Source organism: Mariniflexile sp. TRM1-10 (assembly GCF_003425985.1).
Classification (GTDB): Bacteria; Bacteroidota; Bacteroidia; order Flavobacteriales; family Flavobacteriaceae; genus Mariniflexile.
Map to the genome: position 1 here is coordinate 2650001 of NZ_CP022985.1, position 15108 is coordinate 2665108.

The 15108-nt window shown below is 35.6% G+C and carries 11 protein-coding genes (1 of these 11 running past the window's edge); 9 read left to right on the plus strand and 2 right to left on the minus strand.

Annotation, left to right across the window (positions count from 1 at the left end):
- The 9 genes from bamG to CJ739_RS11265 form a co-directional block, all read left to right on the plus strand.
- On the plus strand, nucleotides 1-1002 hold the 3' portion of the coding sequence (gene bamG / locus CJ739_RS11220) for a BamG family beta-barrel-assembly machinery protein (protein WP_117175319.1). Its footprint begins 312 nt before the window's first position; 1002 of the gene's 1314 nt are visible here — the last part of the coding sequence; its start codon lies beyond the left edge, outside the window; its stop codon occupies nucleotides 1000-1002.
- 19 nt (nucleotides 1003-1021) lie between these two features.
- Nucleotides 1022-2404: a tetratricopeptide repeat protein gene (locus CJ739_RS11225; RefSeq protein ID WP_236951491.1), complete on the plus strand. Its 1383-nt coding sequence runs from the start codon at nucleotides 1022-1024 to the stop codon at nucleotides 2402-2404.
- The gene (gene lptC, locus CJ739_RS11230) at nucleotides 2404-2958 is read left to right on the plus strand and encodes an LPS export ABC transporter periplasmic protein LptC (RefSeq protein WP_117175323.1); all 555 of its coding nucleotides are present in this window, start codon (nucleotides 2404-2406) and stop codon (nucleotides 2956-2958) included. Before CJ739_RS11225 ends, lptC begins: the two co-directional genes overlap by 1 nt.
- A gap of 327 nt (nucleotides 2959-3285) precedes the next feature.
- Nucleotides 3286-3480, plus strand: a complete 195-nt coding sequence (locus CJ739_RS11240) for a hypothetical protein (RefSeq protein ID WP_117175327.1) — start codon at nucleotides 3286-3288, stop codon at nucleotides 3478-3480.
- A complete protein-coding gene (locus tag CJ739_RS11245) occupies nucleotides 3481-4770 on the plus strand; it encodes a hemolysin family protein (protein ID WP_117175329.1) in 1290 nt (429 codons plus the stop codon).
- Nucleotides 4771-5339: 569 nt separating this feature from the next.
- Nucleotides 5340-7496: a peptidylprolyl isomerase gene (locus CJ739_RS11250; protein ID WP_117175331.1), complete on the plus strand. Its 2157-nt coding sequence runs from the start codon at nucleotides 5340-5342 to the stop codon at nucleotides 7494-7496.
- 227 nt (nucleotides 7497-7723) lie between these two features.
- A complete protein-coding gene (locus tag CJ739_RS11255) occupies nucleotides 7724-8662 on the plus strand; it encodes a dihydrodipicolinate synthase family protein (RefSeq protein WP_117175333.1) in 939 nt (312 codons plus the stop codon).
- Between the two features lie 258 nt (nucleotides 8663-8920).
- Nucleotides 8921-10399, plus strand: a complete 1479-nt coding sequence (locus CJ739_RS11260; protein ID WP_117175335.1) for a sodium:solute symporter family protein — start codon at nucleotides 8921-8923, stop codon at nucleotides 10397-10399.
- Between the two features lie 27 nt (nucleotides 10400-10426).
- Nucleotides 10427-12208, plus strand: coding sequence for an L-fucose isomerase (locus CJ739_RS11265; protein ID WP_117175337.1), 1782 nt, complete (start codon nucleotides 10427-10429; stop codon nucleotides 12206-12208).
- A 336-nt stretch (nucleotides 12209-12544) separates the two neighbouring features.
- Here the strand turns inward: CJ739_RS11265 and CJ739_RS11270 are convergent, their stop codons facing one another.
- Together CJ739_RS11270 and CJ739_RS11275 are read right to left on the minus strand one after the other, a co-directional pair.
- On the minus strand, nucleotides 12545-13852 hold the full coding sequence (locus CJ739_RS11270) for an IS110 family RNA-guided transposase (protein ID WP_117172209.1): 1308 nt from the start codon (nucleotides 13850-13852) through the stop codon (nucleotides 12545-12547).
- 269 nt (nucleotides 13853-14121) lie between these two features.
- On the minus strand, nucleotides 14122-15057 hold the full coding sequence (locus CJ739_RS11275) for a GYDIA family GHMP kinase (protein ID WP_117175339.1): 936 nt from the start codon (nucleotides 15055-15057) through the stop codon (nucleotides 14122-14124).
- Nucleotides 15058-15108: the final 51 nt, after the last annotated feature.

Below are 15108 nucleotides of genomic sequence, written 5' to 3' on the forward strand. Positions count from 1 at the left end.
TCAACCACATTCGATTATTTAGCATTATCCATACCAATGGGGAAATTTGGTTTTGGTTTTGGTTTGTTGCCTTACACATCAGTGGGTTATAAATTAGAGTCTTTGGATGATAATTATACCGACGGTAGAATATCAAATAGATTTAAGGGTGAAGGTGGACTAAACAAAGCATTTTTAGGATTTGGTTATCAAATTACCGATAAATTAAGCGTTGGTATTGATGCACAGTATAATTTTGGAAACATTCAAAACAGTAATATAGCGTTTGCTTACGATGATGACGGCAATCCTACACAATATCAAACTAGAGAAAATAACAGATCTGATTTAAGCGGTTTGAATGTGAACTTGGGGTTGTCTTATAAAACCATGATAAATAGTGATTTAGAGCTTGTTACTGGGGCTACATATACTCCCCAAAGCAATCTTTCTTCAAAAAATGAAAGATCTATTTCGGCAATTATAGTTTCATCTACAGGAACCGAAGCGGTTGTTAATACCATTGAAACCGATTTGGAATCTTTAGGATTATTGGAAACCGATTTGGTGTTGCCATCCAAATTCTCAATAGGAGCAGGTATTGGCAAACCAAGAAAATGGTTTGTAGGTATAGAATCTGAATATCAAACAACCAGTAATTTTTCAAATGATTTGTACACCAGTACAGCTGTTAAATACGAAAATGCTGCATCAGTCTCTATAGGAGGTTTTTATATACCCCAATACAATTCATTTACAAGTTACTTAAAACGTGCAGTTTATAGAGCAGGATTGCACTATGAAAACACAGGGTTAAACATAGAAAACGAATCCATAAACGAGTTTGGCATATCTTTTGGAGTAGGGTTACCAGTTGGTAGTTTTTTCTCTAATGCCAACTTAGGTTTAGAACTTGGAAAAAGAGGAACAACAAACAGTAATTTAATACAAGAGAATTTTATAAATTTCCAAATAAGTTTATCTTTGAACGATAGATGGTTCCAGAAAAGGAAATATGACTAACAAGCGTAACATTATTATCATGAAAACAAAAATTACATTATTATTAGCAGCATTATTTATTGGTTTAAATATAGGGTTTGCACAGCAAGATGAAGAGTGTATGACAAAACTTTCTATATTCCATGAATATGTGAAAGCTAAAAACTATGATGCAGCATATGAACCATGGATGGCCGTAAGAAACAAATGCCCTCAATTTAATAACGCTATATATGTTGACGGTGAGAAAATATTAACCGACAAAATTGAAAAAGCTACAGGGGCAGATAAAGCTACTTACTTAAATGACTTAATAAAACTTTGGACAGAAAGAGGCGTGCATTTTCCTAGCAAAACTCCAAAAGGAGAATACGGAGCAAAAGCTTGTCAATTAATGTACGATAACAGGGAAGTATTAAATAAAACAAACGAAGAATTGTATGCATGTTTTGATGCCGTATACCAAGCAGATAAAGCCACATTTACAAATCCACAAAGTTTATATACTTATTTTTCTTTGATGGTAGATTTATTTGATGCTGGAAAAAAACCTGCGGAAGATTTATTTAATAAATACGATGATATTGTAGAGAAAGTAGAAGAAGAAGTTAAGAACTACTCGGAAAGTCTTAACACACTTATTGAAAAAGAAGAAGCTGGTACTGCATTAACAAATAAAGAATCGCAATATAAAGCATATTACGAAAGTTACTTGGCAGCTTACGATCAAATATCTGCTGGTATTGATGAAAAAATGGGAACAAGAGCAAACTGTGATATTTTAATTCCTTTATACCAAAAGAACTTTGAAGAAAACAAAGGCAATGCTGTTTGGTTACAAAGAGCAGCTGGTAAAATGTCTGAAAAAGAATGTACAGATGATCCATTGTTCTTTAAGTTAGTAAATGCTTACCACGATTTAAGTCCATCGGCTAAGTCAGCATATTACTTAGGTATCTTAAAAGATAAAGAAGGTAAATCAAATGAAGCGATTACTTTTTACAAACAAGCGATATCGTTAGAAACTGATAACTTCAAAAAGGCAAACCTTAATAATAAAATTGCTTTAAAATTAAAAGCAAAAGGAAGCTATTCACAAGCAAGAACGTTCTTTAGAGAAGCCTTAAGATTAAACCCATCAAACGGACGTCCTCACTTATCTATTGCAGCTATGTATGCAGCAAGTGCTAATGATTGTGGTGACACTAACTTTAACAAAAGAGCAGTATATTGGTTAGCAGCCAGAGAAGCTCAAAAAGCAGCACGTGTGGATTCTAAATTATCAGGTGCCGCAGCACAGTCTGTAGCTAGTTATGAGGCCAAGGCGCCTTCAAAAGCGGATATCTTCACCTGTGGTTGCTCAGGTCAGGTTATTAAAATTGGATGTTGGATTGGAGATTCGGTTACAGTACCAAAAATTTAATGAAACAAGAAAATTTATATAAAATATTAAACATAGTCACCATATTTGTGGTGACTATGTTTTTTTCATGTAACGACAGTTTTGACCAAGTTCAAAAAATAGGAATCTCTGAGAATGAACCTATTGGAATTGCCGAAAACATTAATTTAAAACATACCGATTCGGGTAGGGTTACAGCAAATCTTATAAGCCCTAAAATGCTGGATTTTACTAATCGAAACTTTCCTTATAGCGAATTTCCGGAAGGTATTACCCTAAACTTATTTGACGAACAAAATAAAAAAAGCGTGGTAGTAGCCGATTATGCTATTATTTATGATCAAACCGATCTTTTAGATTTGCAAGGAAACGTTGTTATTACAACCAGTGATAATAGGGTTTTAAAAACTGAACAGTTGTTTTACGACCAGAAGAAAGAATGGTTGTTTACAAATAAACCTGTAACATTTAAAACCGAAACTGATATTATAAATGGTAATGGTTTCGATTCTAATTCCAAATTCACCAATGCCGAAGTGCTAGAGGTTACAGGTATTATTACTGTAGAAGACTAATTTTATTCAAATTAATTTTAGTACCTGACAAAAATTGAAGCGTGTCACATTGAACCTTTCTGCTGTACTCAAGATAAAGTAAAGTCGAAATGTGATTAAAACCAATATTTTCAATGTCTTCGACTGCGCTCAGACTGACATCTGAGTATATTTGGATTTTTGTCATGCTATTAAACAAATTAATTTAAAAATCGCTATTCTTCAATTTTAATTATCTTTACAAACAAAACAAACACATGAAACATCCATGTCAAAGTCTTTCCTCCCAAGGGAATGATTGTGTAAGGATGTAACATGTGACCTTTAAGAAACAAATAAAATATACACATGAAATATTCTAAAATTTTCCAATATGCCTATTTGGTTTTTGCTGTACTGTTTATTTATGATGGTATTACAAAATGGAATGACGGTACCAACAGTGCTTATGTTTCACTTGGATTGGCTGCATTAGCTATTTTTATGTATTTCTTTAGAAGAAAGTTTGCTAAAAAATATGATAATACTAATAATTCAAAATAAATGAGTATTGATGTCATTATCATCATTCTATCATTAATACTTTCTGCCTTTTTTTCTGGTATGGAGATTGCCTATATATCTTCAAACAAAATTCATATAGAAATTGAGAAAAAGCAAGAAGGTATTTTATCAAAAGTTTTAACCAAACTAACCGCAAAACCCTCAAAATTTATTGCAACCATGCTTATTGGTAACAATATCGTTTTGGTTATTTATGGGTTTTTTATGGGTGATTTGTTGGTGGCTTGGTTTAAATCCATGGTGCCAACATCCTATGGTTTTTTAGACTTGATGCTAACCGATTTTAGTTTATTGACACAAACCATAATTTCTACGCTTGTTATTTTAATTACTGCCGAATTTTTCCCTAAGGTGTTTTTTCAAATATATGCCAACTCTCTAATAAAAGCACTGGCAATTCCTGCTTATGGATTTTATGTTGCGTTTAGTTTTATTTCAGATTTTGTTATTTGGATTTCAGATTTTGTTCTAAAGCATATTTTTAAAACTGAAGGGGACCAAATACAATTGGCATTCACAAAGGTGGAATTGGGTAACTATATTAGTGAGCAAATGGAATCGGTAGAGGCGCATGATTATGTAGATTCCGAAATACAGATTTTTCAAAATGCTTTAGAGTTTTCTGAAGTTAAAGCCCGAGAAGTTATGGTGCCCCGAACCGAAATAACAGCCATAGAAATTAACGATTCCATTAAATCACTCAACGCTCTTTTTACCAAAACAGGCTTTACCAAAATTTTGGTTTATAAGGATACTATCGATGATATTTTAGGTTATGTACACTCTTTTGAGTTGTTTAGAAAACCTAAAAACATTAAGGCTATGATGCTTCCTGTGGAATATGTTCCGGAAACCGTGCTAATAAAAGATGTGCTTAGTGTACTCATAAAAAAACGAAAAAGCATGGCGATTGTTTTAGATGAATATGGCGGTACTTCAGGTGTTATGACAGTTGAAGATATTGTTGAGGAATTGTTTGGGGAAATTGAAGACGAACATGATACAGTCGATTTAATTGAAGAAAAACGGGATGATGGCACCTACACATTTTCTGCACGATTGGAAGTCGATTACATTAATGAAACCTACAAGTTAAACCTTCCGGAAAGCGAAAATTATGAAACGTTAGGAGGTTTAATTGTAAATCATACCGAAGAAATTCCCGCGCAAAACGATGTTGTAAAAATCGACACTTTTGGTTTTACGATTTTAGAAGTATCAAACACCAAAATCGATCTTATAGAGCTTAAACTTTTAAACGAAGATTAGCGGTAGTTTTTAATCTAAAAAATTCCCCGAAGGCTCTGCCTCGGGGTGTCCAATTTACCTCTCCTTTGGAGGAGAGGTCAGAACTGCCAGGAAAGGCATTTCTGGGTGAGGTAAAATACAAAATTTCGGTTTTTGACCCTGAGGTCAAAATGAAACAGGCGAAACACCTCTATGGCTCTGCCTCGAGTATAGTCTGTTTCAAGAAATTTTTTATTCAAAATTGCAGTAATTTTTCTTAACCCAGATTATGCCATAGAACTTTGTGATGAGGGCTGAAAGACCAATAAAATAAGTGATTTCACCGACTGAATCATAGCATCGCTATGGTGAAGGAGTGAAATCAAGCGTAGCACCATGTTTAGCAGGTATTTCAGTCCGTAATAAATTTTCTATTGTATAATTTGGGTTTGATAAAAAACAATCAACTTTACAGCAAACAAATGCCTAATAACACTTTTATTATTAAATAGAAAATAGTATTTTCGCCCACGATATTTTGTCAAGTAACAATTGGCAACCAACTTAACAAGCTAAATCTTAACAACAGATTTTTTAAAAAATAATTTCAAATGGCAGTTTTAAATAAGATAAGACAACGTTCACTATTTTTAATCATCGTCATAGCATTGGCGTTATTTGCTTTTGTATTGGCAGATTTATTTAAGAGCGGTAGTGCGTTTTCATCAGGACCCCAAAATGTTGTTGCGACCGTAAACGGAAAAGACATTACCCGCGAAGACTTTATGCAAAAAGTTGAAGTAGCACAACGCCAAGCAGGATCAAGTGCTTCTAATACACAGGTTATCAACCAGGTTTTCGAACAGGAAGTAAGACAAGCCGTTATGGAAAGCCAGTTTGAAAAATTAGGTATTTCTATTGAAAAAGACCAAATGAGAGATGCTTTAAAAACGGCATTGGGTACTAGTCCTGAGTTTTTAAATGAAGCAGGGGTGTTTGATGAAAATAAATTAAATGAATTTATAGCTAATTTAAAAGAAATATCACCTAACCCTAGTTTTATTGCAGGTCAGCCTGTAACTTACCCTGATTGGGTTAACTACGAGAAATCCATTGCTGCAAACGCTTTGCAACAAAACTACTTTAACATGGTTAGAGCTGGTTTGACAGCGACACTTAAAGAAGGCGAATTAGAACATAAATTAGAAGGCAATAAAGTTGATATTCAATATGTGCAAATCCCTTATTCTTCAATCGAAGATGATAAAGTAAAAGTTTCATCTTCTGATATTTCTGACTATATAAACAAACACAAAAAACAATTTGAAGTAAAAGAGTCTAGAGATATTAAATATGTACAGTTTAATGAGGTAGCTTCTGAAGCAGATGAAAATGCTGTTAAAGCAGATTTACAAGCATTTTTAAAAGATAAAGTAGAGTACAATGATGTTTCAAAGGCAAATGACACAGTTATTGGGTTTTTAAATACAACCAATAACGAAAGTTTTGTTAATAATAATTCAGACATTAAGTTCGATAAGCGTTTTGTTTTTAAATCGGCATTACCTTCTGAAGTTGCTGATAGCATTTTTAAATTAGGCGAAGGTGAAATTTATGGGCCCTATAAAGATAATGGATACTTTAAAATTTCTAAAGTGGTAGCCGTTAAACAAATCCCGGATTCTGCAAAAGTAAGACACATTTTAATTCCATTCATTGGTTCTCAAAGTGCAGGTCCAGAAGTTACGCAAAAGGAAGCGGAAGCTAAAGCAACTGCTGATAGTTTATTGGCAGTTATAAAAGGAGACCGTAGCAAGTTCCCGGAATTGGTAACTTCATTTTCATCAGATCAAGGAAGTGTTCAAAACGAAGGACGTTACGATTGGCATCCTTACAATTCTATGGTACCAGAATTCAATGATTTTGAATTTGAAGGTAAAGTAGGTGATTTAGGTGTGGTAAAAACCATCTTCGGCTTTCATATTATAGAAATTGAAGGTCAAACAGACAAGAAAAAAGCCATCCAATTAGCAACACTAGCTAGAAAAATAGAACCATCTGAAGTGACTGTTGATAAAATATTTAGAGATGCTTCTAATTTTGAAATCGCTGTAGAGAAAAAAGATTTTGAAACGGTTGCCAAAGAGAAAAATTACACAGTACGCCCTGTAAATGGTGTAAAGATTTTAGATGAAAATATACCAGGAATTGGAAGCCAAAGACCTATAGTGCGTTGGGCTTTTGAAGACAATGCTGAAGTAGGCGATGTGAAGCGTTTTAACATACCTAATGGATATGTTATTGCACAATTGGTAGCGAAACATGAAGAAGGACTGATGTCTGTTGAAGATGCCAAAGCTACGGTTATGCCAATTGTTCGTAAAGAAAAGAAAGCAGCATTAATTAGAAGCCAAGTGTCTGCTACGACCTTAGAAGCGTTGGCGAAAGCTCAAAATACTACCGTGAAATCGGCATCAGCAGTTAACATGAAAAACCCAATGATTACTGGTGCAGGAAGAGAGCCTTTAGTAGTTGGTGCTGCCTTCGGATTGAAAGAAGGGCAAACGTCTAAATTAATAGATGGCGCTAATGGTGTCTATATGATCAAAGTCACAAAAGTAACACCAGCAGTTAAGTTAGATAGCTATCAGGCAGTAGCTAATAGAGTGGAGCAACAAAAATTGAATGTGGTCTCTTCAAAGCTTTATAACGCATTAAAAGAATCTGCCGATATTGAAGATAACAGAGCTGAAAATCAGATTCAATAAGACGACTTTTCAATTAGAAAATTTTTAAAATATTTAAAAGGAGCAAATTTAATTTGCTCCTTTTTGTTTGGACAAAGTTTTACTTAATGATTTTTTGATCATGTATAGAACAGATTATGTAAACATCTGAAAACTTATAAAATTGACCATCGATTAAAAATGATACTGTTTTATTGTTAAATTACACATCTTAGCTACCAATTAGATTTTTAAAAACACTAATCAGAATGTCAATAAAACCAAGCAAAGCAGTTGTAGGAGGTATCATTCCGCCCATGGTAACACCCTTAATGTCCGATAATCTTTCATTAGATATTAAAGGGGTAAATAATCTATTAGAGCATATAATTGCTGGTGGTGTACATGGGGTTTTTGTTTTAGGAACTACAGGAGAATCAACAAGTTTGAGTTATAAAACAAGAGAAAAACTTATTAATGAAACTTGTAAAATTGTTAATGGAAGGATTCCTGTTTTTGTTGGAATTACTGATACTTCTATTGAAGAAAGCTTGCAATTAGCTTCTTTCGCAAAAAAAGCAGGTGCTTCATACGTAGTGGCGGCACCGCCATATTATTATGGTTTAGGCCAAGAGGAGTTATATAAATACTATTGGAAACTAGCAGACTCGCTTCCTTTACCACTTTTTCTATATAATATGCCTTCGCATACCAAAATAAATATCGATGCAAAAACGGTTGTTCGTTTGTCTGAACATTCAAATATCGTGGGTTTAAAGGATAGTTCAGCAAATACTGTTTATTTTCAATCGTTATGCTATTTGTTAAAATCAAAACCAGATTTTTCCCTTATTGTCGGTCCGGAAGAGATTACTGCCGAAACCATCTTAATGGGAGGAAAAGGGGGCGTTAACGGTGGCGCTAACATGTTTCCAAAACTTTATGTTGCTTTATACAAGGCAGCCATAGCTAAAGATTTGGCTCGTGTAGAGGAGTTGCAAAGTTTGGTTATGGACATTACAACCAGTATTTATACATTAGGGTCTTATGGTTCTAGTTATCTTAAAGGTCTTAAAGGCGCTTTGGCAACATTAGGAATTATTCAACCTTATATAGCACCGCCATTTAGTTGCTTTGATGAAAAGGAGATGCGTGAAGTTGTTAGAAATATAAAAAGAATTGAAATAGAAATGGCTAAGGTATTGTAGTACTAAAACTAACCACTCTAAACTATATAAAATTTAAAGTCACCCAATTTCTACATAACATTGTATTACCTGCATAACTAAGAAGTGATTTAAACTTTTTGTTTGTAAGCGAAAAATTCGGCTTTTGTTTCATAATGAAGCCTTTTTTATGTAACATAGCAGCGCTACGGGACTTAAAAAAGTCAAAATTAGGGAGCAAAATGTGAATTTTGCAGGTAAAAGAAAAAGTTTAAATGACTTCTAAGTAAAACTAAATTAATGAACACTATTGATCTCATCGTTTTTTTTATTTATATAGGTGGTATAGCCCTTTTTGGAGGCTCTTTTTTTAAGAAAAACCGAACCTCTTCATCATATACGGTTGGTGATAAAGATATCCCAAGTTGGGTGGTTACCATGTCGATTTTTGCAACGTTTGTAAGTAGCATCAGTTATCTAGCGTTGCCCGGAAATGCCTTTCAGTCTAACTGGAATGCGTTGGTGTTTAGTTTATCGCTTCCTATTGCAACTCTAATTGCAGTTAAATATTTTGTACCATTATATCGAAAAATCAATAGTCCGTCGGCTTATACCTTTATGGAGCAGCGTTTTGGGTCTTGGGCTAGAATATATGTGTCCATTTGTTATTTGTTAACTCAGTTGATGCGAATTGGAACCATTTTGTATTTACTGGCATTAACCTTAAATGCTATAACAGGCTGGGATATTGCTACGATCATTGTCTTTACGGGCTTAATTGTGGCCGTTTATTCTATGTTAGGTGGTATTACTGCAGTATTATGGACCGATGCTATTCAGGGCATTATTTTAATAGTTGGTGCGCTGGTTTGTATTGGTTTTATGTTTTATAGCATGCCTGAAGGACCTATGCAAATATTTAGCATTGCTGCAGAACAGGATAAGTTTAGTTTGGGAAGTTTCGATTTAGATGTATCCAAACCAACATTTTGGGTGGTCTTGGTTTATGGGGTTTTTATCAATCTTCAAAACTTTGGGATTGATCAAAATTATGTACAGCGTTACATGGTTTTAAAATCGGATAAAGAAGCACAGCGTTCGGCGTTAATTGGAGGGTTGATATATTTACCAATTTCAGCACTTTTTCTTTTTATAGGAACGGCCCTTTTTGCGTATTATAATTCTGCTGAAGTACTTCCCGAATCATTACAGGATATAAGTAAAGCCGATAGAGTGTTTCCTCATTTTATTGTGAATGCACTTCCTTCTGGTATGACAGGGTTAATGATTGCATCCATTTTTGCTGCTGGGATGAGTACCATTTCAACCAGTTTTAATAGTTCGGCTACTGTATTTTTAACCGATTATTACAATAAATATTTTAAGCAAGATGCGAGTGACAAACAGCGTATGAAAGTGCTTTATACATCATCATTAATAATAAGTGTTATAGGTATCGGGATTGGAATTGCCATGATAAATGTGAAGAGTGCATTGGATGCTTGGTGGAAGTTATCATCCATTTTTAGTGGTGGTATGTTGGGACTGTTCCTTTTAGGCATATTTACTAAAACTAAATATGTAAAGGGCGCTATCGTCGGGATGATTGCGGGTGTATTGGTTATACTTTGGTTAACCTTTTCAGAAACCATTTTTGGTAAAGACTCTTTAGGCGCTTCATTTCACACCTATTTAACCATAGTGTTTGGAACCATTACGATTTTTCTGGTTGGATTTTTAGTGTCGATGCTTATGCAACCTAAAAATCAATCCTCTTAATTTTAATATAGAATAAACTAAATAAAGATGAATTTTAAAAATTTAATAGGGCAACTGCCCAAAATAGGTATTCGACCCGTAATTGATGGTAGGTTGGATGGCGTCAGGGAATCGTTAGAAGTTTCTACCATGAATATGGCAAAAATAGCCGCCGATTTTCTATCTAAAAACTTAAGACATGCCGATGGAAGTCCAGTAGAATGTGTTATATCAGACACTTGTATTGGCGGTGTTGCCGAAGCAGCAGCTTCTGCCGATAAATTTTCAAGAGAAGGTGTTGGTGTTAGTTTAACCGTAACACCATGTTGGTGCTATGGTAGCGAAACAATCGATATGGATCCAACGCTTCCAAAAGCTATTTGGGGATTTAACGGCACCGAACGCCCAGGAGCGGTGTATTTAGCAGCAGCTCTGGCTGGACATAATCAAAAAGGAATTCCTGCTTTTGGTATTTATGGTCGCGATGTACAGGATAGTAACGATACCAGTATTCCCGAAGATGTTCAAGAAAAATTATTACTTTTTGGAAAGGCAGGATTAGCTGTGGCAACCATGAAAGGTAAGTCGTATTTATCAATGGGTTCGGTTTCTATGGGAATAGCAGGTTCTATTTTAGATCCTGATTTCTTTGAAAGTTATTTGGGTATGCGTTGTGAAAACATCGATATGTCTGAATTCATAAGAAGAATTGAACAAGGAATTTACGATAAAGAGGAGTATGAAAAAGCATTGGCTTGGACGAAAGCAAAATGTAAAGAAGGTAAAAACTACAACCCAACAGAAAAAGTGAAATCACGCGAAGCTTTAGATAAAGATTGGGAATTTGTGGTAAAAATGGCATTAATAGGTCGCGATCTAATGATTGGCAATCCTAAATTAAAAGCTATTGGTTATGCCGAAGAAGCCCTGGGTAGAAATGCTATTTCAGGAGGTTTCCAAGGGCAACGTCAATGGACAGACCATTTTCCTAATGGCGATTTTATGGAAGCCATTTTAACATCGTCTTTCGACTGGAATGGCATTCGCCAACCTTTTATGTTCGCTACCGAAAATGACAGTCTTAACGGCATATCTATGTTATTTGGACATTTATTAACAGGCGCAGCACAAATTTTTAGCGATGTACGTACCTATTGGAGCCCCGAAGCCGTAAAACGTGTTACGGGTCATACTTTAACAGGCGATGCTTCAAACGGATTTATTCATCTTATTAATTCTGGTGCATCGGCTTTAGATGGCACAGGGCAACAAAGTATTAATGGCAAACCAGCCATGAAACCTTGGTGGGACATTACCGAAGATGACGTTGAAAAATGTTTAGAACACACGACTTGGGGGCCAGGCATGTTGGAATATTTTAGAGGCGGCGGCTATTCATCAACTTTTAAAACCAAAGGCGGCATGCCCGTTACCATGTGCCGTATTAATATTGTAAAAGGTATTGGTCCCGTATTGCAGATTGCCGAAGGGCATACCATTGAACTTCCCGAAGATGTCCATAATACAATTAACGAGCGTACCAATCCTACATGGCCAACCACTTGGTTTGTGCCTAACTTAACGGGTAAAGGCGCGTTTAAAGATGTGTACAGTGTTATGGCAAATTGGGGTGCCAATCATGGGGCATTTACTTACGGACACATTGGTGCCGATTTAATAACCCTAGCTTCCATGTTGCGAATCCCTGTAAACATGCACAATGTTAATGAAGATAAAATTTTCAGACCAAGTGCTTGGGCGTCCTTTGGAATGGATAAAGAATCGTCGGATTATCGTGCCTGTGCCACTTACAAAGCACTTTATGGATAAAATAATTTGGGCGTTACCACAAGGGTCGGGTTTTTCATTTCAAGTCCTCGCTCGTGCCTCGCTGTGGGCTTTCCATTGCAACCCCTAACGCAACTAAAAATCTAGTTCTATGTTCATATTGGGCTTGTCAAAATCTCAATTGTAAAAAAGTCGTTGGTAAGTATCATTTTTATTCTAAAAACAGCAATACAAAATGGTGTTTTGCATGTCAGACTGAGCTTGTCGAAGTCCATGGTTGCCACTTCTTTCGATAGCTTCGACAGGCTCAGCTTGACAGGCTATTTTAATTTACTGGTAATCAATATCGGTTTCGACAAGCTACCATTGACGTATTTGCTAAACCGCTGTTTTATAGCTAATTGACAAACCAAGTTCTCTTGCCATTTTCATAATGTTCTTTTGTTTATTAAACAAGATCTTCTCCTCATAATCTTTGATTCCCTTCTCTACATATGACAGTCCTTTAACAAATAGCTTCCAATAGAGCTCTGCCAGTTTTCTTGCCATTGCCTTTATTGCCGGTGATGCCCCTTTCTTTGCCCTTATCTTTCTGCCAAAAGCACCCAATGCAATTTTCTTGCTGTTGAGCAGGCTCGTGGCCGCTTGCTTAAATATCAGGCCGGCCTTTGGTTGTCCTTTAGCCTTATAGTTTTTTTTCATCTTGCCCGAATGGTGCTGTTTTGGCGCCAGTCCCAACCAGGAAGTAAAATGCTTTTCTGTTTTCCATTTATGTAAATCAGTCCCTATTTCCGATAGGAGCTGCATCCAATTATAATCTGTTATACCGGGTAGGACCGTAGCATCTTTGCCTTCAAATATTTGCAATAGATAACGGTCCATTCCTTCTATATTTGGTTTGTGGTGCCTCACGTTTTTTCGTGGAGTTGCCTTATTTGATACTTTAGGCCGGTTTGCCCCCATCTTTTTAAGGACTTCTTCCATTTTCAGATCACAACCGGCAATTTGTTGTTGATAAAAATCATAGCACACCACTGCTTGGCCCAAAGCAAATAGCCCTGCTTCATTGTAGTGCCCTTTCAAGGATTTAAGGATCAGTTCCTTTTTTGTTTTCAACACACTCCCATGGCATAGCTTTACCAAAACCCCGGGATCCCTTTCGCCCTTTAAGATCGCCCTGATTATTTTCAATCCACTTACCCCGTGAACTTGGTCCAGAACTTCTTTTAGCCGAACGTTCATCAGGGTCAGTGCTTTTTGCATATGGTTAATATGCATAGCAGCACTACGGATGTGATCTTCGCGCAGGCGTTGATAGCTCCTTAGTTCATGTACCAGTTCATCTGCAACAAAACAACGGTTCAACAAACCATAGCTGTGCAATTGCTGTATCCATTGACAGTCCTTTACATCGGTCTTTCTGCCTGGAACTTGTTTTGTGCTCCTGCCATCCACCAACCATACATCGATGCCTCTTGCCTTCAATATATCATAGAGGATGACCCAATACACTCCCGTGGCTTCCATGGCCACTGAGGTTACATTGTTTTCCTCTAAGTAAGATACCGCCTGTTCCAGATCTGATGTGAAGGTATCAAAACTGCGAACCTCCTTATCTTCAAGACCTATGAAGATTTTTTTGGCTCCGATATCGATCCCTCCTGCGTTTTTCCTGATTTTTTTCATCCTACATTATTTTTTAAAATCACACCCAGAAAATTTTTATGCTTGCTAGACTACCATTCGGGCATTATTATAAATAAGCACCATAATCGCTACCCCTATTTTCTGAAAACCATACTCAACCACAGGTATATAAACACTACGCTGTGCCTCGGAAATATTGTGACTTTTTGTTAAACTTGCACAAAATACGTCATCGCATTCGCTAGTTAAAAACTTTAACAAAAGTCTCAACCTGACAAATTAAATTTAAAGGACTTTTTAGACAGTTCTTAGTTTTTTAAAACCATATCATCATAAGGAATCACTACATCAAACCCCTTTTCTTTAAAATAAGCTGTCGGGTCTTCTTTTGAAGTGGCCAAAACAAAATCGCCACCCCAAGCGCCAAGACTTTTTATGCTTCCTTTAAAATCTTTAAAGAAAACAGATTTTAAAGTCGCTTGTTTGGTGATGTCGGAAATGATCTGTTCATGTTTGTTTATTAAAGTTTCAAAATCTTCTAAACTTTGGCAATCAATAATAAGGGAAGTTATGGTGTTTATATTTGAAATAACAGATTCTAAATGATGTTTATTAGCATTATAAGTTGCAATACCATCCCGACTGTTTTGCTTTCTGTTTAAATAAACAAAATATAAGCAATCTTTAAAACTTGGATTAAAATGAACTGAATTTATTTCCTTAGTATCACCTTGAGTGCGATTCAAAGGTTGTAATTGGTAGGTTATAGGCGTATTGTTTTGTGCACAAGCAATATCATACCCGCTACCACCAAAGGTTTTTTCTAACAGTTTAAAGGCATTAATATGTGCCCATTGAGAAATATTATTAATTAAAGTCGAAGAAGTACCTAATCCCCAATTTTTAGGAAATGTTAAATGTGTAGAAACTTTAAAACCGCTTTTTGAGTTTAAGAAATCAGGGTTCAGTATTTTTGCAGCCTTTAAAATTTGAACAATCCTTTTTGAAATGGCATCGTCATGTTGAGCCTGTTTCAGTATCTCACTAGCCTCTAATTCGAATGAATTATCAAACCAACAATTTTCATTAGCATCAAAACTTTTCCAAATAAGTTTTGGCTCGCTTATAGGTTCTATGCTTAACGATTGCCCAAACCTCGTAGGAACGGCAAGCGATAATGCGCCATCAAGTACGACGTATTCACCCGTAATTAAAAGTTTTCCGTTGCTGTAAAATGTCTGCATTCGTTGATTTGTTGATTCGTTTAATAGTTTAATCGTTGATTTGTCGATTCG